This is a genomic window from Treponema sp. OMZ 855 (assembly GCF_024181145.1).
Lineage (GTDB): Bacteria > Spirochaetota > Spirochaetia > Treponematales > Treponemataceae > Treponema.
The window spans coordinates 2376022-2402099 of the sequence record NZ_CP051194.1; the positions used below are offsets into that span (position 1 = coordinate 2376022).

At 46.4% G+C, this 26078-nt stretch carries 17 protein-coding genes; 9 read left to right on the plus strand and 8 right to left on the minus strand.

Translation table 11 applies throughout. The features are described from left to right. Positions 1 to 96: 96 nt before the first annotated feature. Both E4N65_RS10855 and E4N65_RS10860 read right to left on the minus strand, forming a co-directional pair. Positions 97 to 4758 carry an Ig-like domain-containing protein gene (locus tag E4N65_RS10855; protein ID WP_044014681.1) on the minus strand — a complete coding sequence of 1554 codons (4662 nt, stop codon included), beginning with the start codon at positions 4756 to 4758 and terminating at the stop codon, positions 97 to 99. A gap of 200 nt (positions 4759 to 4958) precedes the next feature. Beyond that, entirely contained in the window at positions 4959 to 5186 is a 228-nt protein-coding gene (locus E4N65_RS10860) for a NifU family protein (protein ID WP_044014679.1), read from the minus strand. Positions 5187 to 5503: 317 nt separating this feature from the next. Here E4N65_RS10860 and fusA point away from each other — a divergent pair, with 317 nt between their 5' ends. Together fusA and E4N65_RS10870 are read left to right on the plus strand one after the other, a co-directional pair. Then, a complete protein-coding gene (fusA, locus tag E4N65_RS10865) occupies positions 5504 to 7594 on the plus strand; it encodes an elongation factor G (protein WP_044014677.1) in 2091 nt (696 codons plus the stop codon). A 10-nt stretch (positions 7595 to 7604) separates the two neighbouring features. Next, the gene (locus E4N65_RS10870; RefSeq protein WP_044014675.1) at positions 7605 to 8288 is read left to right on the plus strand and encodes a hypothetical protein; all 684 of its coding nucleotides are present in this window, start codon (positions 7605 to 7607) and stop codon (positions 8286 to 8288) included. Between the two features lie 153 nt (positions 8289 to 8441). Here E4N65_RS10870 and E4N65_RS10875 read toward each other — a convergent pair whose 3' ends face one another. Then, positions 8442 to 10439, minus strand: coding sequence for a hypothetical protein (locus tag E4N65_RS10875; RefSeq protein ID WP_044014673.1), 1998 nt, complete (start codon positions 10437 to 10439; stop codon positions 8442 to 8444). 227 nt (positions 10440 to 10666) lie between these two features. Between E4N65_RS10875 and E4N65_RS10880 the strand changes: the two genes are divergently transcribed. The 5 genes from E4N65_RS10880 to E4N65_RS10900 all read left to right on the plus strand — a co-directional run bounded on the left by E4N65_RS10880 (position 10667) and on the right by E4N65_RS10900 (position 17452). Further along, positions 10667 to 12133: a tetratricopeptide repeat protein gene (locus tag E4N65_RS10880; protein ID WP_044014671.1), complete on the plus strand. Its 1467-nt coding sequence runs from the start codon at positions 10667 to 10669 to the stop codon at positions 12131 to 12133. 9 nt (positions 12134 to 12142) lie between these two features. Next, the gene (locus E4N65_RS10885) at positions 12143 to 13318 is read left to right on the plus strand and encodes a TraB/GumN family protein (RefSeq protein WP_253673242.1); all 1176 of its coding nucleotides are present in this window, start codon (positions 12143 to 12145) and stop codon (positions 13316 to 13318) included. Positions 13319 to 13536: 218 nt separating this feature from the next. After that, positions 13537 to 14232 carry a DNA alkylation repair protein gene (locus tag E4N65_RS10890; RefSeq protein ID WP_081984411.1) on the plus strand — a complete coding sequence of 232 codons (696 nt, stop codon included), beginning with the start codon at positions 13537 to 13539 and terminating at the stop codon, positions 14230 to 14232. Between the two features lie 81 nt (positions 14233 to 14313). After that, the gene (locus E4N65_RS10895; protein ID WP_052185493.1) at positions 14314 to 14961 is read left to right on the plus strand and encodes a DUF6998 domain-containing protein; all 648 of its coding nucleotides are present in this window, start codon (positions 14314 to 14316) and stop codon (positions 14959 to 14961) included. 103 nt (positions 14962 to 15064) lie between these two features. Next, positions 15065 to 17452 (plus strand): peptidase U32 family protein, encoded by a 2388-nt coding sequence (locus E4N65_RS10900; RefSeq protein ID WP_044014665.1) that lies wholly within the window; start codon positions 15065 to 15067, stop codon positions 17450 to 17452. Here E4N65_RS10900 and E4N65_RS10905 read toward each other — a convergent pair. Both E4N65_RS10905 and sufU read right to left on the minus strand, forming a co-directional pair. Then, a complete protein-coding gene (locus E4N65_RS10905; RefSeq protein ID WP_052185492.1) occupies positions 17403 to 18584 on the minus strand; it encodes a haloacid dehalogenase-like hydrolase in 1182 nt (393 codons plus the stop codon). The two genes, E4N65_RS10900 and E4N65_RS10905, sit on opposite strands and share 50 nt — an antisense overlap. 42 nt (positions 18585 to 18626) lie before the next feature. After that, positions 18627 to 19049 (minus strand): Fe-S cluster assembly sulfur transfer protein SufU, encoded by a 423-nt coding sequence (sufU, locus tag E4N65_RS10910; RefSeq protein ID WP_016522648.1) that lies wholly within the window; start codon positions 19047 to 19049, stop codon positions 18627 to 18629. 203 nt (positions 19050 to 19252) lie between these two features. Between sufU and E4N65_RS10915 the strand changes: the two genes are divergently transcribed. Next, positions 19253 to 21364 (plus strand): methyl-accepting chemotaxis protein, encoded by a 2112-nt coding sequence (locus tag E4N65_RS10915; RefSeq protein ID WP_044014663.1) that lies wholly within the window; start codon positions 19253 to 19255, stop codon positions 21362 to 21364. Between the two features lie 119 nt (positions 21365 to 21483). On the opposite strand, the gene ruvB is transcribed toward E4N65_RS10915, so the two are convergent. Both ruvB and E4N65_RS10925 read right to left on the minus strand, forming a co-directional pair. After that, positions 21484 to 22542: a Holliday junction branch migration DNA helicase RuvB gene (gene ruvB, locus E4N65_RS10920; protein ID WP_371921842.1), complete on the minus strand. Its 1059-nt coding sequence runs from the start codon at positions 22540 to 22542 to the stop codon at positions 21484 to 21486. A 90-nt stretch (positions 22543 to 22632) separates the two neighbouring features. Beyond that, positions 22633 to 23025 carry a thioesterase family protein gene (locus tag E4N65_RS10925; protein WP_253673244.1) on the minus strand — a complete coding sequence of 131 codons (393 nt, stop codon included), beginning with the start codon at positions 23023 to 23025 and terminating at the stop codon, positions 22633 to 22635. A gap of 142 nt (positions 23026 to 23167) precedes the next feature. Between E4N65_RS10925 and mnmG the strand changes: the two genes are divergently transcribed. Next, the gene (gene mnmG / locus E4N65_RS10930; protein ID WP_253673245.1) at positions 23168 to 25069 is read left to right on the plus strand and encodes a tRNA uridine-5-carboxymethylaminomethyl(34) synthesis enzyme MnmG; all 1902 of its coding nucleotides are present in this window, start codon (positions 23168 to 23170) and stop codon (positions 25067 to 25069) included. 66 nt (positions 25070 to 25135) lie between these two features. Here the strand turns inward: mnmG and E4N65_RS10935 are convergent, their stop codons facing one another. Continuing rightward, the gene (locus tag E4N65_RS10935) at positions 25136 to 26038 is read right to left on the minus strand and encodes an amidohydrolase family protein (protein WP_044014657.1); all 903 of its coding nucleotides are present in this window, start codon (positions 26036 to 26038) and stop codon (positions 25136 to 25138) included. Positions 26039 to 26078: the final 40 nt, after the last annotated feature.

The window sequence follows — 26078 nt, forward strand, 5'->3', positions numbered from 1 at the left end:
CGGCCGTTTTTGCAAACGTGTGTATTTTTACTCCAACATGATACGTTAAACATCTTTTAAAACAAAAAATGCAGCGCCAAAGGCGCTGCATTTTTTTTAGAATACATCAAAGCGGAGACCGACCGATATATGCGGAAGGACACCCCTTATTGCTGAGGAAGAACCGCCGCTGACATCGGTCGGGATAAACCAAAGTTGACCTTCCGTATACACAGCAAAGCTTCTAAAATACTTCATTTTCTTCTTCGATAACTTAACACGAGGGAACTCTATCTGCGCAAGCATAGCAGCAAGGACTTGCGGCGTCCCTTTCTGTGTTTGCGTAAAGACCGAGAAATTTGCGCCTAAAGCACCGGTCATATATAACCACGACCAATCGGGACCCGCAAAAGATTCAAAAGGCAGCTCGAATACGTTTGCAAGAATCTTCATACTAAAGACGTGCCCGCCGTACCGCATTCTTACCTTGCCCTTATAGAATAAATCCCATTGCGATTGCAAGAACTGTCCATAATGAAGCTGTAATTTCACATTGCTGCCGAAGAAACTCAACCCAACCCCGGCATTCCACAACGTAGCCCCCCAGAAACCGACATCAAAATGCAACCCTTGTATGACCTTTGGTATACCATAAAGGTATTTATCACCCTTTCGTAAAGACAAAGAAACATTAGTAAGGGAAACATCATCGGTCGCTAATCCTGCATACGTCAAAGATTGGTTATAGGTTCCGCCTTCATCCGGAGTAAGCAGGGTAACAACAGGAGCCGTCTTATCGATACTCACCACCATACGGCAAACAGCAGTTTCATTATTTGCCATTCGAGCACGCACGAGCAAGAAATGTTCACCTTCTGCCATATCTCCGGTTTCAAGCCGGTATTTCCAGTTGGCTTTCGAACCGAGCGGAACAAATGTTCTACCGTTATTAAAACTCAGTTCTACTGCAACTAATTTCTTTGCAGCGATTGCTTCGCGAACACCAACTGCCGTAGATTTGTCTTTGAGTAATAACTTCTCTTCTTCGGAAAGAGTGTATCCCGCCTTACCTTTCAGATACGGCCGCTCAACGGCAAAATCACCCATTGCAAAATTATCAATCGTAATCCACGGACCAGAGGTCTTATAAACTATCGAATGAATGGCAGAACTTTCCGGTTTATTTTTTACAATTTCTGCTTTAACCGATATTTTATGTGAACCCTCGGTCATACCTTCAGGCGTTATTCTAAAATTAAAATAACCGGTCGGAGAAATAGTGGATGTACCGCGCTCCGCACCATCGATATATAAGGTCGCGGACTCAGGAAAAATCGTACTGGAAATCTTTCCATATATATTAAACTCGCCGACCAATGTTTCTCCCATAAGCGGAGCGAGAAGCTCAATCTTTCCTTTATCATTACTACGATCAATGACAAAGTTTCGGGCAATATTGGTAACATTTCCTGCTTCATCTGAACCGACAATTTCAAGGTTATAAGATCCTTCAGGAAGATCTGCAACATTGATACTTTTTGAGACGATAAGCTTCGGTTCAAGCACTGTATTTGAAAACTTTGCCGGCACCGACTGACCTTGTAATCCTTTGATATGAACAGCAACTTCTTTTAAGGCGATTTCGTCATATACCTGTCCGGAAACAAAAAGCTCATTGTCGTATCTTCCACCGGGGATGGGATATTCAAACTGGAGTACCGGTGCCGTATTATCGATGTTTACCAGAGTAGAAGCTCGAGATTCTTCGCCGTATTGGTCTACAGCTTTTATAAACACTACATGGGTTCCATCGGCAATCACAGCGGTATTAAAATCATAGTACCAGTTCTCACCACCTTCTGCTTTAGAATAGGTATTTCCGTTGTCAATCGACACCTCAATTGACTTGATGCCGTTTTTATCGGCTGCAGTTCCTTTGATAGAAATAATATCTTTTACTATGGACGTACTCGCCGGCACCTGAACCGCAACTGACGGAGGTTCAAGAGAAACCCGAACTTTCCGCTTAAATACATTGCTCTTAACGCCATAAATATCTTCGGCATAAATCGAAATAGTATGTTCATTATCCGTAAAATCGGTTAAAGCAAGCGGAACCGTAAAGGTATTCTTTACTTCAAGAGATTTGATTGCACCGTTGTCAATCTGATAAAAGACTTTTGAGACGCCGTCATCGTCATGGATGATACCGGACAGGACAAAATCTTTTACTACAATGGCATCTTCTTCCGGTAAGTGAACTTCAATAATCGGCTTATCCGACTCAGTGTCTATTTCAAAAGGATACTCGTTATATGTTGAGACATTCCCTGCTTTATCTGTAAATCGGAATACCATTCCCTTACCGATCGGTGCGGCTGCCGTCCCGATAATTCTATGGGGAAGAGGAGAAATTTCCATGGGCTCCCAGGGACGATTAGAACCTTCCGGTTTATACTCGATTTTTTCGAGGGCAGAATAGTTATCCGGTTTAAAAGCCACCAAAATAGAACCGTTCACCTTATCGCCTTCACGAGGAAGGATAAGCGACACCTGCGGTCCCTGCGAATTTTTATAGAATGTCCGATATGCAGAGCTTTTCTGTCCAAGCACATCGACTGCATGTACACCCACAACAATAACGCCGTCAGGATAATTTTCCAGCGCAATTTTCTGAGAGAACTTAGCGGAAGGAAGCGGTTGCGCTTCGGCATCTCCAACCGTGTATGTTATCGACTGTAATGCGGAAATATCGGAAATTGTGCCGGCTAATTCCAGCGATTCTTTTATAAAGCGAGGCTCTTCGGCAAGCGTCAGTTTAATTACCGGAGCGGTTTTATCAACGAGAATATTAATACCCGAAGAGGTAAAAGTCCGGCCTTCCGTATCCGTAACGGTAATCCGTACATTTTTATATACTCCTTCTTCAGTGACAGCGAGCGCAATGACATGTCCCGAAAACGACAATTCGCAGGGTATTGTAGAACCGGCTAATTCGACGGAAGCAATCTCAGCCTCGCCTGCAGGACGATACACCGCCGTTAGCGTATTGTTATCGGATAAAACAAAAGTTCCGTCAGAAGATTTATTCCCTTCCGCCCAGGCAAAAGCTTCTTCTTCCGCAGTTGTCTGAGAATCAATTAAAATAGTTTGAGCGACCGCCCTGCCGTATATATCGGAAGCTTGTACCGCAACGGGAATCACCTTGCCGGTAAATGAAGAATCAACCGGAATACGGATAAGCGTATTTGCAGCCCCTTTCCTGATTGAAACAGGAATTTCAGCATTATCTGCAATAGTGTATGAAACCGAATCAAGACCGGCTCCGGCGCTGACAGTTATTGTAACGGGAGTCCGGCTATCAGGAGCCGCCGACTGCACAACACCGGAAGTTCCCTCAAGTCCGATAACGGACTTCGTACCTATTACCGAGAAAGATACCGTTTCGGTATTCCCTCTTACACCTTGAGGGTTAACGGCATACACCGAAACCGTATGCGTTCCTCCCGAAATATCGGTAATAGGAACGCCAAAAGCACTCATGGTGACGGGTACGGTTACTTCCTCCCCTCGATCGATTCTATAGCGTATTTCGGAAACTCCGAAACCACTTTGAATTGAACCGGCAAGATATATACTGTTACCGGTAATGGCATTGGCAACGGGCTGTACTATTGTAAGGCGGGGAGCATCCACGGATTTATCAATCGTAATTGTCCGTACTACCTTCGTAATATTGCCGGCTGCATCTTCGGCAGTAATCTCAACGGTCTCGGTTTTATTTGAAAAACCGCTCACATCAAATTCTTTAACCCAATAAGAATTTCCTTTAGTCAGTTCAAAATCTCCGGCTTGATTCCCCATTCGCCACGATAACGACTTAAGATTTACCGCATCGCTTGCAAAGCCTGCTATCCCAAAAACGCTATTAACCTTTTCGGAAGGGGCGGGATAAAAGAAATCAACCACAGGAGGAGTATTATCAATAAAGAATAAGAACGTAGAAATACCTTCGGCTCCTAATTTATCAACCGCCTTAAACCAACATACGGTCGGCCCCTCAGGCATTTTACGTGTATCAATGTCAAGCTTGAAAGAAGAAACGTTCGCCTTTTTATCATATTTAAGCGCAAGCGGCGTATAGGTATGTCCGGCATCCAGCGAATAGAACAGCTTACTCACGCCGTTTCCATCCCGCACGATTCCTCCCAATACCTGTTTACCGGAAATCAAGGCACCGTCATCCATAGTGGTTACAAGGGTTTCAGGCGTATGCAGATTCAAATTAAACTCAACCGAAACGCCGTCACTCTTTAGTCCGTTAATGTCGATACCCCATGCAGTAATACGGTGTACCCCCTCTTGCAAGTCGGCAGTATTAAAGGTTTGTGTCCAAAACTGCTTACCTTTTGCACGGACCGGTTCATTGTCGTCTAAGGCTACTTCAATATAATCGATACCGTCATCGTCAAAACATGTTCCGGATGCACTAAAAGTTCCCGTAATATTCATATTTTTGAAGGGGTTTGTAATAGACACAACCGGTTGATCCGAGCGGGGGTCTATGTACATATTAAAGGGGCCGGCTTCTCCGATATTACCTGCCGAATCTTCGGCCGTAACAAGTACATTATACTTACCCGGCTTTTTCCCCGTAAGATCAAAAGATTCGTCCCAGCTTTCGGGATTTTCTACAGTGCGGGTTTCTACCTTGCCTCCGGCAAATAGAAATGCCCCCAGAAAGGCGGACGCACAGACACAGAGCAGTAGCTTTTTCATAGAAGTTCCTTATTAAAGTAAATAAGCTCTCGTTTAATACGGCAGCTTTCTCCGGAAACTTATATACAGTACCGGCATGCTACAACTTTTATAGTAATTCAGATTAAGAAGAAGATCATTGTTGTAAAAATTTCCTTTTAAGGTATCGGCACAATACCCCGAAAACTTGAGTATATCAAGATCGGGATAATGTAAAGATATTAAACGGAGACGACTTTTTTTATATCAGGATAGGATTCTTTTAGTTGAGCTTCAATACCGGATTTTAACGTCATCAAAGCCATCGGACAGGAGCCGCACGCCCCCTTTAATCGGACGGAAACAACACCGTCATCGGATAATGAGACAAATTCAACATCGCCTCCATCCGCTTGCAAGTGAGGACGAATACCGTCCAAAGCCTTTTGAATTTCATTGACTGTAACCATAGACCATCCCCTCAGCACTCATAAAATGTACTGATCATTAATAGACATCTTTCAAAATTCCAATTACTAAAATAGTCCTTTCAGTTTAAACAGTATTTAACAGCAGCAGTTACATATTGGACACGTTTTAGTATACGAAAGAGGCATCTTTCTGCTTTTTGCGCCTTTTTCTCACATAACTTAAAGCTTAGTCTTGCAATCAAAAACCGTTTCCTGTATAATTTATAATCTTGCTTATAGACAGTTTTTGAAAATTGATATTTTTAGCTGCTGTTTTTTTTGACGTAAAAATCTTATAGAAATGAGGTAAAAGAATTATGAGTAGTGATATTTCAAAAATGAGAAATATCGGTATCAGTGCGCACATCGATTCGGGAAAAACAACCCTTTCAGAGCGTATCTTGTTTTATTGCGACCGTATTCATACCATTCACGAAGTACGCGGAAAAGACGGTGTCGGCGCCGTTATGGATAATATGGAATTGGAACGGGAGCGCGGTATCACCATTCAGTCCGCATCAACACAGGTACAATGGAAAGATCATACCATTAACGTTATCGACACTCCCGGACACGTTGACTTTACTATCGAGGTTGAGCGTTCATTACGCGTTTTGGACGGCGCTATTTTGGTACTTTGTTCCGTTGCCGGTGTACAGTCTCAGTCTATCACGGTTGACCGCCAGCTCAAGCGCTACCATGTTCCGCGTATCGCATTTGTTAACAAGTGTGACAGAACCGGTGCAAACCCGTTAAAGGTGCGGATGCAGCTCCGCGAAAAGCTTGGCCTCAACGCCTATATGATGCAGCTCCCGATCGGTCTTGAAGACAAACTCGAAGGCGTTATCGACCTCGTAACGATGAAGGCACTGTACTTTGAAGGAGACAGCGGCACCGAACTCCGCGTTGCCGAAATTCCGGCGCACCTGCTGGATGATGCAAAAAAATACCGCGAGGAAATGATTGATGCAGCGTCCATGTTCTCCGATGAGCTTGCAGAAGCATATCTTGAAGGCGCCGAAACGGAAGAGATGATCCGTGCAGCGGTACGCGCAGGAACCTTAAAAGAAGCATTTGTACCGGTATTCCTCGGTTCAGCCTATAAAAACAAAGGTATCCAGCCGCTGCTCGATGCCGTTACCTACTACTTACCCAATCCGACGGAAATTACCAATAAAGCGCTCGATTTGGATAAAAACGAAGAGCCGGTTGTATTGAGCACTAACCCCGATGATCCGGTTGTGTCGCTCGGATTTAAGCTGGAGGATGGGAAATACGGTCAGCTGACCTATGTGCGTATCTATCAGGGAACGCTGAAAAAAGGCGGCGAACTGTACAATACCCGCTCACGCAAAAAGTTCAAGGTTGGGCGTCTCGTCCGCATGAACTCTGCCGAAATGGAAGATATTTCCGAAGGCGGCCCGGGAGACATCGTTGCTCTCTTCGGTATCGAATGTGCATCAGGAGACACGTTCTGCGGCGGAGACCTCAACTACGCAATGAGTTCCATGTACGTCCCCGATCCGGTTATTTCGCTTTCGATTACCCCCAAGGATAAAAAATCTGCCGACCAGATGGGCAAGGCGTTAAACCGCTTTACCAAAGAGGACCCTACTTTCCACACGTATGTGGACACCGAATCGAACGAAACGATTATTCAGGGTATGGGCGAACTCCACTTGGATGTATACATCGAACGAATGCGCCGTGAATACAAGTGCGACGTAGAAACCGGTATGCCGCAAGTTGCCTACCGCGAAGCAATCAGCCAGCGTGCAGATTTTAACTACACCCATAAAAAGCAGACGGGCGGTTCCGGTCAGTTCGGCCGTGTTGCAGGCTTTATTGAACCGACTTCCGAGCAAGACTACGAGTTTGTCGATCAAATTAAGGGCGGTGCCATTCCTTCGGAATTCATTCCGTCTTGTGATAAGGGCTTTAGAGCGGCTGTGAAGAAGGGTACGCTTATCGGCTTCCCGATTGTCGGTGTACGGGTTACCATTAACGACGGTCAAACACACCCGGTTGACTCTTCCGATATGGCATTCCAGGCTGCCGCTATCGGTGCTTTCCGCGAAGCGTACAAAAAAGCCAATCCGATTGTACTCGAACCGATTATGAAAGTTTCAATCGAAGGCCCTCAGGAATTTCAAGGAAATATCTTTGGACTTATCAACCAACGTCGTGGTATAATACTTTCGTCGACCGAAGATGAACAGTTTACCCGCGTTGATGCAGAAGTCCCGTTAAGCGAAATGTTCGGATTTTCAACCATTTTGCGCTCTTCAACGCAGGGTAAAGCGGAATACTCAATGGAATTTGCGAAGTACGGCAAAGCTCCCCAGAGTGTTACGGAGACCTTAATTAAGGCGTACGAAGAAAAACGCAAAGCGGAACAACAAAAATAGGAGGCGGAAAATGGTTAAAGAGGATTTAATCGAACGCAGCGCTGTTCGTAATTTTGAGAAAGCGCTCGGAGGGGCGTTACAACCGGGGGAAATCGGTATTGTAACAGCTAAAAGAGGCGTTGGAAAAACTTCCATGCTGGTACAGCTCGGATTGGATCAGCTGCTGCAAGGTAAACCGATTGTACATATCTCGTTCAGTCAGCAAACCGATTATGCCATTACATGGTACAACAATATGTTCGACGAAACAGCCGAGAAAAAACACCTTGAAAAAGCAGCCGAGTTAAAGTCGGAGGTTATCGCACGACGCATTGTTCTGAATTTTAATCAAGACATTGTACGTACGACACAAATTATCAAGACCGTAAAAGCGCTGTTTGAAGTCGGATCCAAGCCTTCCGCGCTGATTATCGATGATTTCGATTTTTCCAAAGCGGTTCCCGAAGCGATTCAGCAGATAAAAACTTTTGCAAAAGAAACCGGTATGTTCGTCTGGTATTCTGCTTCCGCTGACGCACGTGAAAAAGCCGTTCATGCCGATTTAAAACCTTATGCAGATGATCTAGACGTTATCCTGTATTTGGAACCGACGCCGGACGCTATTAAAATACACGCGTTAAAAGCTCGCGGTAAAGCGAACTTTGATACCGGCTGCAAACTTGACGCCAAAACAATGCTTTTAGCGGAAAAATAGCCGCAGAACCTAAAAGGATAACCGAGCAAAAAGCATAACGCAGCTAAGTACGATGGCTGTAAAAACTATTCTAGAAAGCCCTGTCGATTATATCGGCAGGGCTTTTTTTATGCGGTGAGGAAACACTTTGAAGCCGTCTCACACTCCCGTGAACTATTCTGCATCCTCCGGCTGAGCGGGATTTTCCGGTTGCGGTACCGAAAGAGCCCCAGTTGTGCCTGCCGCTTGGTTAGAGGATGCTGCCTCCGTAGAAGGAGCGGCTCCGGTGCTTGTATTTGAACCGGAAGCAGATGGGGCAGGCCGCACGGAAGCAGCATCCTGTGGCGCTGAACCGAGCGAAAGCCGTATTGTTTCGTATTCGCTCTTATGTCTCATCTTTAAGTATAAAATCTTACTTCCTGCATTATAGGCATAGCCGGAGGAGTTATACATTTCAAAACGGGCATCGCTCCTGAACGGAATACCATACATCTCAATTCGATAGAAAGACCTAATACCGTGCAAGGTAAGATAGTGAGATTGGCCTTCCGGAAAGCGAATCCGCAATACTAAGGTTTTTGAAGTGTTTTCCAAAACCTCGATGTTCTGCGCACAAGTCCACGCCCAAATACCGGCTTCCGCCTGCAAAGCAAGCGACTGTGCATGGGGATACCAACTGTTATCCGGTTTTAGCAAAGGATAGAGCGTACCGGCATCCAGCATACCGCTGTCATCAGCTGTAATTACAAGCTGTGTCGATTTGCTGCCGGTTATGGTAAATCCTATCGGCAACTCGGTCGATTCGCCTGAGTATCTTAATAAAGAGGTTATCAGCATCCGGGCGACGGATTGCCATACCGAAGATTGAACCGCTCCGTACCGCATCAGTATTTGTGCAGAAGTTAAAGAGTCTGCACTATCGATATACGTGCCGTTATTGCTCAGATATAAACCTTCATTAATCAGCAAGAGGGATTCGGTAATTTTTTTCTCGCACAACGGAAGTAAATCTTCAAACAATGTCTTTTGCTCAGGGTAGTAATGCGTACAGTCGAGCCACACTGCCAATACCCCTGCCGCCTGCCGTGCGTTAAGCTGTACAGCATCCAGCTTTCCTATCAGCCGGAATAAACCTTCTATGCTGCGACTAGAGCCGCGGTCGGTTAAAAACGGTATTAAGCCGTCTTGTTCAAAAATTTCAAGTGAATTATCCGTGATAAGGGCAGCATACAGCTCTCTTTTTTTTGTATCGTCAGCAGCCAAGCCTACATGGGTTTCCTGTATATTATTGTAAAAAGGATTTGAAAGATATGTCCGCACGTTCCGCGCCAGCGTTTGAGCAGGAGCAGCTTCCATCGCTCCGGCGAATTTGCCGCGCTGCCCCATTTCGGCAATATATGCCGTCAACGTTTTCTCCGTTATCTGTTTAGCTGAAAGTGCCTGCGTACCCGCATGGATGACAGCTGAGGAAAAAGTGTTCAGTGCTGCCGTATATGATTCCGCAGAAGCCTGTACCATCGACGGGATAGTCGTGATATCAAGCTCTTCGAGCGGCAAATAGGTTTTGTAAGAGGCAATCGGCTGTGTCTTTGCGAGTACCAGATGCGGTCCTTCCAATTGTGCCGCCGTATTTTCACCATCCGTATCAAACCCGAAGCTGCCGGTAAACGTGTATTGCTTTTTACCGGAACGCACAAAGATCTTACCGTCGGCACGCTCAATACCGGCATTTTGAGTAATCTTCCACGGAAGCAATACTCTTTTTATTCCTTCGGGAAGCACCGCTTCAACCATAAGGCTGTCAACTTCACCCCGCTTTTCGGAAAAAAATGAAATAACCACATCATCAGAGCAGTGTACCGAAAAACGTGCTTCCGTTTCATAAAATTGGTACGATAGTACACGCAAAGGGGAAATCGTGTCCGCTGCATCTACGGCATAAACGGGATTTTGGTCACTAATATATAAATCAAGCCCATTCGACACGACATGAAGGGGTAAAAGAGGGAGCGTTTCACCCGCTTCGGTGCGCTCCTGTCTGCCTGTAACGGCCATAGATCCTAAAGTTAAAGAAAATGTTTGTCCTTTGGTAAACTGAAGAACAAAAATACCGAAAATAACACTACAATAAAGAACGGTATATGCAACTACTCTGCCGACAATATGCTTCATACGCTGTTAGTCTAATAAAAGGGGATAATAATTGCAATCCTTCCCTTTGCAAATATACGATGCATCTGCGTTGTCGCATCATGAAAAGTGCACACGGATGTACAACCGTTTAACATAACCGCTAGACCAGATTGGAAAACTTGGGTAGACTAGCGGGGTTATGCAAAAGCGAAAGGCTTTGAGCAGTTTCTTTAGTTTTAGTTAATCACCGTTCCGTAGGAGTTTCCATGAAACATTTGGATAGAAGTATTTCAAAAAAAGCCGTATGTATCTCCCTTATAATCGGTATACTTTCCTGCTTGAGCGCACAGAGCGCAAAGCCTCATACGCAGTCTAACCGAAAAGTATCCGAAAAGCCCGCAGCCGCCGGCAGTGCGGCGGAAGCAGCTGAAGAAATTTCCCCGCGTGTTATATTCGGACAGCGGCTCAACACATTATTAAACGAACAAAAAACGGATGAAGCCATTGCACTCTTTGACACATTGCCCGAAGAGGACAGAAATTCCCTTTCCATACGGAATTTAAAGGTAGCGGTACTCGTTTCAACCGGCCGGATACAGGATGCGGAGGAGACGGCAAAAGCCCTGGAAAAACAATATCCCAATGACCTCAATGTACTGTATACGATGACAATGGTCGCACAGGCGAAAAATGATAAAAAAATGCGGAAAACGTATTTAAAAAAGATATTAAAACTTGATCCCGACAACGTACAGGCTTTACAGGAAGAAGGCGTTGATTTTTACAATCAAGGCAGCTACAAAGAAGCAGGAGAAACATTCAGCAAAATTTTAAAAAAGTATCCGAACGATATTCAGGCATTGATTTGGTGCGGTAAGGTGTATTATCTGGACAATAAGATGCCGGAAGCTGAGCAATGCTATCTCACCGTCTTGAAGTATCAACCAAAGAACAGTCTTGCAATCGCCGAATTGGCACGGATAAAATCGGAAACCAACCGCATGGCGGAGGCGATTGCAGATATACAAAAAGCGATCGACTTGGAACCCGATGCTGCTCCACATTGGACAGATCTCGGCTCTTATAATCTGCAAATCGGAAGGAGAGAAGAAGCCCGTGTTGCATTTAACCGCGCAATCGAGCTTGTCCCCGATTCATATTTTATTCACATTTATCTTGCAGGATTAAACGATGACCTCGGCAATAAAGAGGATGCGATAAAACATTACAAAAAAGTAACCGAACTCTATCCGCAATATTATTTTGCGTATGAAGGACTCGGTATTTTACTGTTTGAAAAAAAAGATTGGGAAAACTCCCGCAAAGCCTTTGTGAATGCCTTGCGTTATGCTCCTACAAACATCTATTACGCACTATCCGCAACCGTCTGCAGCTATAAAATGAAGAAAAAAGCTGAGGCAAAAGATTTTATGTCAAAATATCTTAAAACGATAGACCGTACAAAGCGCGAAACCGATTATTATCTTTGCCGTCTCTTTATCGACTTTGCCGGTGATAGCGATGTTAATAATCGAATCACCAAAGTAAAAGACGAATCGGAACGCTTGCGCAAGTTTTTTTATTTAGCCGAATTCTACCGGCTGGCAGGCAAAGGTCATCTTGCCGAAAAATTTCTACTCGAAATAAAAACAACGCAAGCTCCGACTTTTTTTGAATATCGGCTTGCGGTAAGTGAGCTTGCCCCCGATGGGAATAAAACTGCTCAAAAATAGGATACCCCCATGAATCAAACATTGAAACGTATTACCTTAAATGATAAAGAAATCATCTTACTTGGAACGGCGCATATTTCAAAAGAAAGCATCGATGATGTTGAACAGTGTATCCACGACGAACAGCCCGACTGTGTATGCGTCGAGTTGGACGAACAACGGTACAAAGCGCTTACCGATGAAAAGCAATGGCAGGAACTTGATATTGTCGCAGTACTAAAAAGCGGAAAAGGCTTTTTGCTGCTTGCTAATTTAGTGCTTGCTGCTTTTCAGAAGCGGATCGGCGCCGATGTCGGAGTTAAGCCCGGAGATGAAATGAAGGCGGCTATTACCGTAGCGAAAGAACTTTCGATTAAAACAGAGCTTGTTGATCGTCCGATTCACATCACGCTCAAACGGGCATGGGCAAAGAATAATCTGTGGGGCAAATCGAAGCTTTTGGCAACGCTGCTCAGCAGCGCTTTTTCTACCGAAAAACTCAGCGCGGACGAAATTGAAGCGCTGAAAGACAAAAGTGAAATGGACAGCATGATGGCGGAAATGGCGGAATACTTGCCGCAGGTAAAAGAAGCCCTCATCGACGAGCGTGACCGTTATTTGGCAACAAAAATATGGAATGCGGCAGGAAAGAAAACCGTTGCGGTTCTGGGGGCGGGACACCTCGAAGGTACTGCCGCCTACATTGAAAAACTGCAAAACGGAACCGCGCCGAACGATGTAAGCGATATTGCAGACGTACCGCCGAAAAGCAGGTTTGCAAAAATTTCCGGCTGGATATTACCGGCGCTGATTGTGCTACTTATCGCAGCGGGATTTATGAAAGGCGGCGTTGCAGCGTCAAGCGCGTTGCTGGTACGCTGGCTGCTCTGGAACGGAAGCCTTGCCGCACTCGGAACCTTGCTCGCGCTGGGACATCCGTTAAGCATTATCACCGGCTTTTTAGGAGCGCCCCTCGCAACCCTTAACCCGTTTATCGGAGTCGGCTTATTTACCGGTATTGTTCAAGCTTGGGTGCGGAAACCGCAGGTCGCCGATATGGAAAACCTGACCACCGATGTAACGAGCATCAAGGGATGGTATAAAAACAAAATAGCGCACATCCTGTTGATATTCTTTTTATCCAGCCTCGGCGGGGCAATCGGAAATTTTATCGCAGTCCCCGCGCTGGTAAGCGGCTTATTATAAGGAAGCGTCCGGTACGATTGCCTTCCTTGTCATGCGAAATTTTATCTAAAATTTCGCACAGTTTATTTTAAAAAGAAGGTAAGTGTACCGGACAAATAAACAGACATCGCAGAAAACTAAAGATTAGGCAAGCATTTGAACCGCGAAGAGGTTCAACTCTGCTTGAATAGTCTTTAGTTTTCTGTGGGGTACCTAGCAAAGCGTCCGGTACAATTACCATGGAGAAAATGATGGAATCAATTCAAAGTAAGCTCTTGTCGATGCAAGATATATCATATCGGGATTTTAATGCGAAACTCATCCCCACCGTTGACCCGAAACTGATGATCGGAATACGGACGCCTCTTTTACGAAAATTTGCGAAAGACCTGTTTAAGATGGAACCGAAGCAGGCTGCCGCTTTTATGCAAACCCTTCCGCACCGGTATTTTGAAGAAAACAATCTCCATGCATTCCTCATCGAAAACATCAAAGATTTTGACACTGCGATCACCGAAACAGAACGGTTTTTACCGTTTATCGACAACTGGGCAACCTGCGATACCTTTGCACCGCCGCTCTTTAAAAAACACCCAGATGAGATATATCAAAAAATTTTGCTCTGGATACGGTCGCACCGCACCTATACCGTCCGTTATGCCATCAATCTCTTGTTGTCGAATTACCTTGATGACCGGTTTAAACCGGAAATGCTCGAACTTGTTGCCTCTGTAAAATCGGATGAGTATTACATCAATATGATGATTGCGTGGTATTTCAGCTTTGCGCTAATTAAACAGTACGATGCCGCGCTCCCCTATATCAAAAAGCAAACGCTTGCTCCCTTTACCCACAACAAAACCATTCAAAAAGCGATAGAGAGCCGCCGGATTTCTCCGGAAATAAAGGACTACCTGCGGACGCTGAAAGTGTAAGAGAAGAGTAGTGCACAGAATTTTTGTTCCGATTTTACTAACATAATAGATTTTACGACCGAAGATACAGAAACGTACGGAATGATTAGAGCGTATCTTGAAAATAAAGGATTTCCGATTGTACCTTTTGATACGCAGATTACCGCTCAAGGTTTAGCAAGAAATCTTACTGTGGTCACAAATAATAAAGGAATAAACATGGAATTTAATTTTGATTTTCTTGTATCATTATGGAAAAAGTACAATAATGCAAGTTATTTATTAACTTCAGCAATGGGTGGTACAGCAAATGAAGTCGGCGAGTTTGCTGAAATACTCGTAGGTAAATACTATAATGCAGAACAGTTACCTGCCTCAAATAAAAGCGCTGATTTGAAAACAAAAGACGGAAGACTTATACAAGTGAAATCAAGAAAGATAGATCGATTAAAAACAACAAGTTTAAATGTAATTCGAAGCTGGGATTTCGATATTCTTGTTGTGGTATTGTTTGATAAAGAAGGAAACATTCTTAAAGCCATTGAAATAGATTCCAGAACAGCAGAAAAGTTATCAAGTCCAAATAAATATCAAAATGGAAAAATACTTACAACGAATCATGAGTTACTAAATAATAAAAACTCAAAAGATATTACTCAAGACTTACAAAATATTCTTGATAATAAAGATAGCATCACTAAAAATGCTTTAGAAAACAATACGACAATCACGTGTTTCGACATAGTCTAAGCTTTCCAGCAGAAGGTCATCGGGAAGCCCCTCCCCAATTACACCGACATCACGGACAACCCCATATCTATGCAGCGCCGCATTTTTTCAGTATGATGACGGAATGGTCGAATTATTAGCGCCGGCGGGGAATCCCGAAGCATTGGAAGCAGCGATTGCGGAAGGGGCGGACGCCGTTTATTTAGGTTTAAAAAGCTTTAATGCCCGTATGCGGTCTTCAAACTTTGCGTGGAATCAGTTTGAGGCAACGGTTGATGTGCTGCATAAGCGGAACAAAAAAATATATGTTACCGTCAATACGGTTGTAACTGAGAACGAGATGGAGCGGCTCTACCGGTTTTTGGCGTATCTCAACAATGTCGGCCCGGACGGCATTATCGTGCAGGATCTCGGACTGATTCAAATGGCACACAAACACTTTCCGAATCTCAAGCTCCATGCTTCTACGCAGCTCAATATTGCGAGTGCAAAAGCAGCCAATGCGATGAGCCGCTGGGGAGTGTCGCGGACGGTGCTGGCACGGGAACTGAGCTTGGAAGAAATCCGTGCCGTTCATGCAAACACTTCATGCGAGCTGGAGGTATTCGTACACGGGGCGCTCTGTGTCAGCGAATCGGGCTTGTGCTTGTTTTCGAGCTACCTCGGCGGAAAGTCGGCGAACCGCGGGATGTGTACCCAAGCGTGCCGCCGCCTCTACACCGCGCATGAGCCGGAGGGCGACCGGGAAGGCTACTTTTTCTCCCCCGCGGACTTACAACTCATCGAGTATATTCCCGATTTGATTCAGGCAGGCGTTGCCTCATTTAAAATAGAAGGAAGAATGAAAAGTGCCGAGTATGTCGGCACGGTGGTATCCGCCTACCGGTATGTTATCGATAACTGGGAAGCCGATAAAAAGGCGGCGGTAGAAACAGGCAAGCGTATCTTAGCGAACGACTTTGCACGGAAAAAGACAAGCTATCGCTTTAAAAGCACCCGCGCGGAAGAAGTGCTCAACCCCGATCAGGCGGGCGGTACCGGCATCTACCTCGGCATTATCGACGGCATTAAAAAAGGCGCCGTGGAGGAAGTCCCGTTTAAAGACGGTACGAGGGCGGTACACTATGTACAGCTGAAAGACGGACATTATACGCCGGAAAAAGGCGACTCGGTGCGCATTCATAAGAAGGACGACAGCGGACGCGAAAGCTGGAAAATTCAGGATATAATGGAAAGTAAATCCGGCGCATGGCTGCAGCTGCCTGCGGATTCCGGCAAAGGAGACAGCGTATACCTTTTACAGACCAAGGCAATGACCAAACGCTACCCCCGTTTGCTGCCCGCCTCGCTCGAAAAATACCGCAAACAGCCCAACGACGAAGCGCTGCCGATGTTGACGCTCGAAGCAGGCTTCCCGACGCTCGGCGATACAAACAAGGCTGCGTCTTCAAAATCAGCAACCTCGACACCTGCCGGAGCTGCATTGCCCGCGAAATCAGCGACTGCAGCAACCGCACTTTCCGCGACACCTGTCAAAAAAAGCCTTGCGAAAAAGCCTGCGGATATCTTTCCCGAAGGGCTCTACGTTCAAGTTTCTTCCATTGCGGATTTGCATACCATCCTTGCGGATAAACCGGTACGGGTTATTATCAATTTAAATGAGGACACCTATCCGGCGCTGGCTGGACAACAGTCCAATCCGCAGCAGCAAAATCAGCAGCAGGCAAAACCGCTGCCGTTCTCCAAACGGGAAATTTTTATTTCGCTTGATCCCTTTGTGCCGCAGGAACAGGAGCCTATCCTTGCGGAGCAGCTGGAACAGCTAACCGCACAGGGGTATACGCAATTTATCGTGAATAATCCGGCACATATTTCCATGCTCCGCAATAAAAAGAACTTTTTAGTCGCGGGGCCGTACCTTTACACCTTTAACTGCTGGGCGGTTTCGTGGCTGCAGGAGAACGGCATCTGCGCCTACATTCCCCCTGCCGAAAGCTCTCAGGCGAATATCGAAACGGTGTTTGCGCCGGAGCTGCGCCCGCAGGTACTGCTGCCGCTTTTTTCGTATTCCGTGCTGTTCAGGATGCGCTTTACGCTGCCGAAAAACTACAACTTTCTCTACTTTTCCGACAAGCAGGGCGAAGCGTTTAGAGCTTTTTCTACCCCATCCGCCTCTTTTGTGCTGTCCGACAAGCCGTTCTCGGTTGTAGACCGCTACCATGCCTTGCAGCATCATCAGTTCTCACGCTTTTTACTGGATTTTTCGCATACGAGCGTTGAACGCCGCGCTTACCGGTTTATTTTACAGTCACTGCGGAACGGTACTCCCCTCCCCGACTCGGTGCGCTTTAATTGGAAGGAAGGCTTTTACGATCCACAGCGGGTGGAAGAACTCAAACAGCTGGGGCAAAAATCGGCGGCAGAGCGCGGCCCCAAAAACTCCGGCGGACGAGCAAAACCGCCTAAAGGACGTTCACAGAACCGTCGGCACAATCAGACACACCGGAAATAAATAGCCCCGTCTCTTCATTCCGATGCTGTACGATAATCGATGCATCGGGGGCATTGCGCTCGGCTAAACCGCGCTGTATCAGCGGGTAGAGCTGTTCGTGCGGCTTTTGATTGCGGTACAGGATAAGCAGCAATGCCTCATTTTTGAACGCATCCATCATACAAAAATCGCCGTCGCTGTCGCCCGCAATAAGGATAGGAGCTTTTCCGCCGTGCCGCGGAGCAATCAACGTCCGTATCGCCTCCGCCTTTCCTTCCCGCCACGTTTGCGGAATGGAGTAATCCCGCTCATCGGTAAACACGCCGTCGGCATTCCGCAGCCGCCGCCTGCCGAATACTTGTTCGGGACGGAGGCAGTAGCCATACGCAGGATTACAAGCAAACACCCGCACGCCGTCCTCCTGCGAGGCGGAGCAGATGTAGGGAGTAATACCGTGTTCTTCAAAGCGGCGGAACAGCTCCCGTATTTCCGGCTGTATCCGTATACCCTTCCGGTACGTTGCGATAACGACACCAGCTCTCCCTGCCTGCCGCACGGGTGATACGATCGTGTATTGTTTTATTTCAGCGGTAAGCACTTCGGCAATCGTTTTTTCTACAAGACTATTCAATTCGGGAAGCGTCATTCCCGTGCATACCGATTGAGAAATATCGGTATCGCAAACCGTTACCGCATACCGCATCAGCGTCAGAATTTTTGCCTTAAAATCGAGGAACGCCTCGGTTTGCACAACTTCCTCAAGCGGAAGCGTTCCGTTCAAATGTTGATATGCATGATATAAGAACCGGTAGCGGTCATCCAAATCCGCCGAAAGATCGGCTGCAGTGAGCTGCCGCCCTTCGCTATTAAAGCAGCCGACGAGCGGAATATTCTGCGGAATTTCGTGCCGAATAGTAACGGCAAACTGTTCGGGCGTCAGGTTAAAACAAAGATGCTCAATCTGATACAGAAAAAGACTATCCTGTATATCATAAAAAATACACGTGTAATCCCAATCAAAGACGGCATAGTTGTCCGCAAAAGCTTTTTCAGCAATCAAGCGTTCCAACCGCAGTTTGTTTTGAGGCTCCCAATTTCCGGTTAATGCCGGTTTATTTGTTTTATGAGTCTTATTCGTTGTCTTGGTTTCCATGTCTGATGTTCCGATGAGGTTATCCTGAAATGTCCGATTATCTTATTTAAGCAGTACCTGTGCGCTGTGCCAGCTCAGTGTCGCGCATTTAATACGAGCAGGCATTTCGGCAAAATAGCTAAGAATCTGCGCATCGCCGAGGCTCTCTAATTCTTCCTCTGACTGCGGCTTTCCTGCCATCATATTAAAAAACACCTCAAGGCAATGCTGCGCCTCTTTAACCGTTTTGCCTTTGATTAAATCGATCAGCATATTGGTGGAAGCGGTTGAAACCGCACAACCGGCGCCTAAAAAAGAAGCGTCCTCAACAATCCCGTCCTTCTGCTTAATCAGCAAGGTTAAATCGTCCCCGCAGCTGGGATTATGCCCGCGCTCAATGCCGGTCGCTCCGTCCAACTGATGTTTATGTTCCGCTCTCCGCGAATAATCCAATAATGTCTGCTGATATACCGTTTCGATACTCACGTCCCGCTCCTCTATTATTAAAAGACTCAATCTAAAAAGCTCGGTGATAATTTTACACAAAACGGTTCCATTAGTATAGTAAACCATGTTAATGAAGCACTACTGTAACATAAAACGAGCTATTGAAAAAAATACGTTTATCAGCTAGACACGCTTTCATAAAAGGTCTATACGTAATCTTATAGAAAGGAAAGGGATTTTTTATGCGTACATCAAAAGGAAAAAAACGATTCTCGCTCAAAAGAAAACTTATTCTTATTTTTGGAGCTTTAATCGCTGTTGCATTAACTATCGAAGGAAGTTTGGCAATTTACACTGCCCGTAAAGCTGTTTCCGAAAAAATCGAAGACCATCTCGCCGATAAAGCAGCTGATATTGCCTTAATTATAGACGGGAAACTCGGTGCTCTCTTTCAATTTATCGAAGGCGTTTCCCGTATGCCTTCTTTAAGGGACAATTCGCTTTCTCTTCGGCAAAAGGCTCAAACACTCGTTCGAGAAGCAGAGAGTAATGAAGACATAAAAGCTTTTGCCGTATGCAATATGCAAGGCAATTGCTCCGATACGGACGGGAACGAAGTTTTCCTCGGCGATAGAGAATGGTTCACTGCAGCTATAAAAGGAGCTAATTTTATTACGGAACCTCAGCTTGCCCGCAAGCTCAATACGCTCCAAATCATTCTTGCCGTACCGATTAGAGGTGAAAATCAAGAAATTATCGGTGTATTATGCGCAGTTGTCCCTCCGGAATTTTTATCGAAGCAAATCAGCGATATCGTGATCGGGAAAACAGGAAATTCATATATTATCGGTAGAACCGGTACGATCATTGCGAACAAAGATTTTTCTTTAGTTCAAACACAATTCAATGCTATCGAAAAAGCCAAAGAAGACCGCGAGTACGATTCCCTTGCGGTATTTACACAGTACATTTTAGACGGCAGCAAAAACGAAATGGGATACTACACCTACAAAGGAACCTATTACATTGCAACTGCTTCGCCCATCGGGATATCAGGATGGTCGGTCATTATCAGAGCTCCGGTTGAAGAGTTTATGGGAACACTGGATGACCTACAACGAATCATGGGTATTATGGCAACCATCAGTTTGATTGTCGCGCTTGTTATTGTGTACTTCATTGCACGCAATATTATCAAACCGATTAGTCAGGCTGTTACGGCACTGCAGAACATTGCCCAAGGAGAAGGCGATTTAACGGTACGTTTACCGATACTAGGGAATGACGAAATTACCGATATGTCGGAATATTTTAACCAAACAATTGAAAAGATCGGTACATCAATCCAAACAGTTGGAGAAAACAGCGCTACCATGCAAACCACCGGAAACGAGCTTGCCGAAAATATGACCACCACGGCAAGTTCGGTAAACCAAATCAGCGCAAACATCGATGGATTAAAACAACAAGCCTTAACGCAAGCGGCAAGCGTTACCGAAACCGCCTCTACTATAGAAGAGATTGTCCGAACCATTAAACAGCTGAACGCGAGTATTGAAGTACAAGCAGCAAGCGTTGCCCAATCTTCCGCATCGGTTGAAGAAATGGTTGCCAATATTGCCTCTATCGGACAAACACTCGGAAAAACCGACACGGTTATAAAAGATTTAACCTCTGCAACGAACGACGGTAAAGCAACATTGGTAACATCAAATACCGTAACGCAAAAAATTGCCGAAGAGTCCGGCTCTCTTATGGAAGCCTCAAATGTTATCCAGCATATTGCCTCACAGACGAATCTTCTTGCAATGAATGCTGCAATCGAAGCTGCTCATGCAGGAGAGGCGGGCAAAGGTTTTGCCGTAGTCGCAGATGAAATCCGAAAGCTTGCAGAAGATTCTGCCATGCAGGGAAAAAACATCACTACAACCTTAAAAACACTCAGCATCGAGATTGAAACACTTTCGGCTTCCTCTAAAACGGTCGAAGAAAAATTCAACGCCATTTTTACGCTTGCCGAGCAGGTAAAGACAATGAGCGACACACTTACCGCATCGATGAGAGAACAGGAAAACGGCAGTAGAGAAGTCCTCTCCGCGATTAAAAACATCAATATGGTAACAACTGAAGTTCAAGCCGGCTCTGAGGAAATGCTGAAAGGCGGTGAGGGTGTTGCGGAAGAAATGTACAAATTGGACAATCTTACCCGCACTATTACCGACAGCATGAACGAAATGGCTTCAGGTGCTATTGAAATCAACAATGCAATCCAAGAAGTCAACACAATTACTCAGAAAAACAAACAAAGCATAGAAAGTCTTGCTCAAGAAGTTTCTAAATTTAAAACCAATTAGGGCGCTGCCCTAAGCCCACCCGGCTTTGCTTTTATGAAAAAACTTGTTATTGCCCAATGTAAACGGAAGTACAAAGGGCAACAACATCATGAACAACGGATGTAACCGTGTAGCCTCACCTACTCAAAGAGGCTGCCGGTTTGTGCTGCTGACGCCGGAATTTTTAGTCCGAGATGGGTGTATGCTTTTTCCGTAACCATACGTCCGCGGGGAGTACGCTGTAACAATCCCGTTTGAATAAGGTAGGGTTCGTAGTAATCTTCAAGCGTATCCTGCGACTCTCCGATGGAGATCGCAAGCGTCTCTGCCCCGACCGGTCCCCCACCGTAGTTTTCGATGATAGAGCGAAGTATCTGCCGGTCATAGTTTTCCAAACCAAGCCGGTCGATGTGCAATTTTTCCAAGCCTTGCGCAACGGTTGTTTCGCGGATAGTATCGCTGCCTTCAATAAATGCAAAATCCCGCATACGCCTCAGCAGCCGGTTGGCAACGCGCGGCGTTCCGCGGGAACAGCGGGCAAGTGCAACGGCCGCTTTTTTCCCGATGTTGATTTGAAGAATATCGGCGGAGCGCATAATAATGGAAGCAAGCTCTTCGTCGCTGTAAAATTCGAAGCGCTGCACAATCCCGAACCGGCTGATAAGCGGACTGGAAACCATCCCAGCACGGGTTGTCGCACCGATCAGTGTAAACGGCGGCAGCGGGATACGGACAGTCCGCGCCCCCGGCCCTTGCCCGATAATCCAGTCAAGCTCGTAATCTTCCATAGCGATATAGAGCATCTCTTCGATAGCAGGTTTTAACCGATGGATTTCGTCGATAAAGAATACGCTCCGTTCGGAAAGCGTTGTCAAAATACCAGCCAAGTCCTTAGGTTTATCAAGGGCAGGAGCGCCGGTGATCTTACATTCAACGCCAAGTTCCTGCGCGGTAATTTGTGCAAGGGTTGTTTTTCCCAGCCCGGGAGGCCCAATCAAAAAAAGGTGATCAAGGCTCTCTCCCCTACTCCGCGCCGCTTGGATAAAGACCGACAGATTTTCTTTGATGTTTTGCTGTCCCTGAAAATCCTTCAAAAGCTGCGGGCGTAGCGCGCGGTCTTTTTCATCCCCCGCACGCTTTTCTCCGCGTATAAGGCCGAATTCGTCTATTTCATTATCCTGATATATTTCGCCGTTCATCTGCATTGCTAAAAGATACTCATCGTATTAAAATAGTAGGAACCTCATAAAATATCGGTTTTTTGAGATTTCCCTTACATGTCATTTGAGTTATGCGTTTTTCTTTTTATTCACTTTTTCCATAAACCGGCCGACATTGATTATCGCCCGTTCATGAATACCACTGCCTATCACGCCGCGCTCATCACGCGCTTCAACCTGAAAGGTCAGAAATTTTCCATTTGCGTTGATCTCTACCAATTCGGTATGAATGGTAACTTTCATTCCTTCGGGCGTTGCATCAAGATGCCGTACATCCACATGTGTACCGACCGTAGCCTGCCCCTCGTCCAAATACGGCATCACGCTGCGCGTTGCCGTATCTTCCATTCGAGCAATCATAGCCGGTGTTGCAAATACCTCCACCGTTCCGCTCCCCACCGCAGTTGCGAGCATTTCCTTTGTAACAACAAAGCTGGCATCGCCCTTAATTCCTATTTCCATAACCGTCTCCAACTATAAACATTTCACAGCAGGCAAACACACTGGCACTATTGCAAGCGGGTGCCTTGCTTTTTACATAGTTATAGCCGAAAATACAAATCTATGCCAGACAAACAGGAGCCGTTTCGCTATAATATCCGCTATGAATTTTCGTTATTCGGACTATGACGTGATTGTCGTCGGCGGGGGGCACGCGGGCATCGAAGCCTCGCTCGCCGCTGCACGGATGGGCGCACAAACCCTTCTTATTACACAAACGGTTGATACTATCGGCAGGATGTCCTGCAACCCCTCGATTGGAGGCGTTTCAAAGGGCAATATCGTGCGGGAAATAGACGCGCTCGGCGGCGAAATGGGAAAACTCGCCGACGCATGTATGATTCAGTACCGACTCCTCAATAAAAGCCGCGGGCCGGCAGTGCAATCCCCCCGCATTCAGGCGGATAAATTCTTATATGCGCAGACTGCGCAGTACACCCTCGAAAAAGAAAAAAATCTCCATATTTATCAAGATACGGTTGTTGATGTTATCGCCTCGCAGACTGCGGAAAGCGGGCTTGTGGACGGAGGAACCATACAAGCGGTGTTGACGGCGCGCGGCAGGACAATTTCCGCACGGGCGGTGGTGCTTACCACCGGAACCTTTATGGAAGGGAAAATCTACATCGGCGAGTTCGAGGCCGAAGAAGGCCGCCTCGGCGAAAAAGCGGCGATTGGGCTCGGTACAGCCCTTGCACGCAAGGGCTTCACGATGAGCAGACTCAAAACCGGCACTCCCTGCCGCGTACTGAGGAAATCAGTCGATCTTTCTCAGCTGGAAATACAGGAGGCGGGTGCGGTGATGCGCCCGTTCTCCTTCGACACGGCGGAAATACTCCGCCCCTCGGCAGTGTGCTATGTCTGCTACACCAACGAGCATACCCACGAGGTTATCCGGCAAAACTTTCACCGCTCGCCGCTTTTTTCAGGGAAAATCCACGCAACGGGCGCCCGCTACTGCCCTTCCATCGAGGACAAGGTTCGAAAGTTCCCCGAACGCACGCGGCACCAACTGTATATCGAACCGGAAGGCCTGATGAGCGATGAGCTGTACATCAACGGCTTTTCTTCGTCGCTGCCGGAGGATGTGCAGGATCAAATGCTCCGCACCCTCACCGGTTTTGCCGATGCCGTAATCACCCGCCCCGCGTATGCGGTTGACTATGCGGTTGTCTCTCCGCTACAGCTGGGGCCGGACTTACAAACCCGCCGGATCGCAGGACTTTTTACCGCGGGGCAGATTAACGGCACCTCCGGCTACGAAGAAGCGGGCGGTCAAGGTCTCATCGCCGGAATCAACGCAACGCTGTACGCCAGGGCTTTCAGCCACAGCCACGCACAACCGGCAGCCTACGAACCGTTTACACTCCGCCGCGATGAAGCCTACATCGGCGTAATGATCGACGACCTTATCACGCAAGGGGTCGATGAACCCTACCGGATGTTCACCGCCCGCGCCGAATACCGGCTCAAGCTCCGGCACGATACTGCCGACGAGCGGCTCACCGAGCGGGCATACCGCATCGGCTTGCAAAAACAAAGCGCCTTTACCCGCCTACAGGAAAAACTTGTGCAGCGCGGCGAGCTTATCAAACACTGGCGGGAGTCGAAAATTACCGGCAGCATTGTAGAGGCGGAACCCGCGTTGCAGTGTCATCTCGGTAAATCCCTCGCCGACGCGCTGCACGATCCGCTTATCCCGCTTGAGCTGATCTGCCGATGCGATCCAGCAAGCGCACAGTATTCCGAGGCAATTAAAAACGCGGCGGAACTCGAAATCCGCTATGAGCATTACATTATTGCGCAGGATAAACGAATTGATAAAATGAAGAAGATGGAAACAAGCCGCATCCCGCCCAATTTTAACTACGATGCGGTTTCGGGACTTTCGACGGAATCGCTTGCACGCTTAAAGAGGGTAATGCCCGCAACAATCGGCCAGGCAAGCAGAATCCCCGGCATCCGCCCGTCTGATATAATGGTGTTGATGGTAGCAATTAAATAAGAGAGCATCTCTAAAAACTCGGTTAGCTTTTAGAGATTCCCAAGAGAAGCGTGAGCGGCGTATCGCTTAATCGCGCACCGCCATCAGCATTTCAGCATCGGCGTCCGTAATCAGTCCGCATTTCAGCATATCGTAGAGCTGATCGCTGTTTGTCTTTCCAAAGAACAACAAATCATCAGTGCCAAGTCCGATTGGAATTCCCGCATCGATCATTTTTTTGATAGGGTGTTCTTTTAAACTGGAAACAGCGCTCAGCATCACATTACTCATCGGGCATACATTACAGCGTATTTTACGGTCGGCCAAGAATTGCAAAACCGAATCATCGGCAGCGGCCCCAATACCGTGCTGTACTTCATCCAAATCGAAAAGTTCGACAAAGCGGCGGACAGACTGTGCATCGGAAAATTCTCCGACATGGGCTTTCTTTTTTATATTATATTTTTCGGCAAGCTTAAAAATATAGACAAAATCTTCAATACCCTCAAAAACTTCCGGACCGTATAAGTCAACATTGTTGAATATCTTGCTTTCAAAAAGCGGATATACCCACGTACGAATAAAATCGCGGTCAAGTGTTTTCGAAATACCGACTTCGGGGCGTATTTCAATTTGCTTTTTGTACTTTGAAACAAGCCCCGAAATATCCGATAAGAACTTGTCAAGATTGTTATCGTAATGTTTTAGAAAATTTATATCGACGGACGTTTCCAGCCATACAACATTATCTGCAATCGCATCCTGAATGGACATTTCAAAAAGATCCTTAACATCCTTTGCCGTTTGACAGCGCGGGCGGGTATAAGTACCGATTACCATGTGCATTTCATCGAGGCCGGTCATTTTACGGGGAAAATTCGGAATAGCCATACCAGCCCAATGCTTGTAGCGTTCATACTTCATGCTCAAGTTAAGGTGATTATGCGTATCCGACTTCGGTCGCGATTTTAAATACTCAATATCTTTCATTCTAAAACCCTTTTTGCGCCTCTACTAATATCCGACATAC

What these genes read in the sequence shown, in the direction of transcription:
- E4N65_RS10905 (WP_052185492.1), bottom strand. Translation starts at nt 18,584, where the DNA reads ATGGAAACCAAGACAACGAATAAGACTCATAAAACAAATAAACCGGCA.
- E4N65_RS10900 (WP_044014665.1), top strand. Translation starts at nt 15,065, where the DNA reads ATGGTCGAATTATTAGCGCCGGCGGGGAATCCCGAAGCATTGGAAGCA.
- fusA (WP_044014677.1), top strand. Translation starts at nt 5,504, where the DNA reads ATGAGTAGTGATATTTCAAAAATGAGAAATATCGGTATCAGTGCGCAC.
- E4N65_RS10860 (WP_044014679.1), bottom strand. Translation starts at nt 5,186, where the DNA reads ATGGTTACAGTCAATGAAATTCAAAAGGCTTTGGACGGTATTCGTCCT.
- E4N65_RS10890 (WP_081984411.1), top strand. Translation starts at nt 13,537, where the DNA reads ATGGAGAAAATGATGGAATCAATTCAAAGTAAGCTCTTGTCGATGCAA.
- E4N65_RS10895 (WP_052185493.1), top strand. Translation starts at nt 14,314, where the DNA reads ATGATTAGAGCGTATCTTGAAAATAAAGGATTTCCGATTGTACCTTTT.
- E4N65_RS10875 (WP_044014673.1), bottom strand. Translation starts at nt 10,439, where the DNA reads ATGAAGCATATTGTCGGCAGAGTAGTTGCATATACCGTTCTTTATTGT.
- E4N65_RS10925 (WP_253673244.1), bottom strand. Translation starts at nt 23,025, where the DNA reads ATGGAAATAGGAATTAAGGGCGATGCCAGCTTTGTTGTTACAAAGGAA.
- mnmG (WP_253673245.1), top strand. Translation starts at nt 23,168, where the DNA reads ATGAATTTTCGTTATTCGGACTATGACGTGATTGTCGTCGGCGGGGGG.
- E4N65_RS10855 (WP_044014681.1), bottom strand. Translation starts at nt 4,758, where the DNA reads ATGAAAAAGCTACTGCTCTGTGTCTGTGCGTCCGCCTTTCTGGGGGCA.
- E4N65_RS10885 (WP_253673242.1), top strand. Translation starts at nt 12,143, where the DNA reads ATGAATCAAACATTGAAACGTATTACCTTAAATGATAAAGAAATCATC.
- E4N65_RS10880 (WP_044014671.1), top strand. Translation starts at nt 10,667, where the DNA reads ATGAAACATTTGGATAGAAGTATTTCAAAAAAAGCCGTATGTATCTCC.
- E4N65_RS10935 (WP_044014657.1), bottom strand. Translation starts at nt 26,038, where the DNA reads ATGAAAGATATTGAGTATTTAAAATCGCGACCGAAGTCGGATACGCAT.
- E4N65_RS10870 (WP_044014675.1), top strand. Translation starts at nt 7,605, where the DNA reads ATGGTTAAAGAGGATTTAATCGAACGCAGCGCTGTTCGTAATTTTGAG.
- E4N65_RS10915 (WP_044014663.1), top strand. Translation starts at nt 19,253, where the DNA reads ATGCGTACATCAAAAGGAAAAAAACGATTCTCGCTCAAAAGAAAACTT.
- ruvB (WP_371921842.1), bottom strand. Translation starts at nt 22,542, where the DNA reads ATGAACGGCGAAATATATCAGGATAATGAAATAGACGAATTCGGCCTT.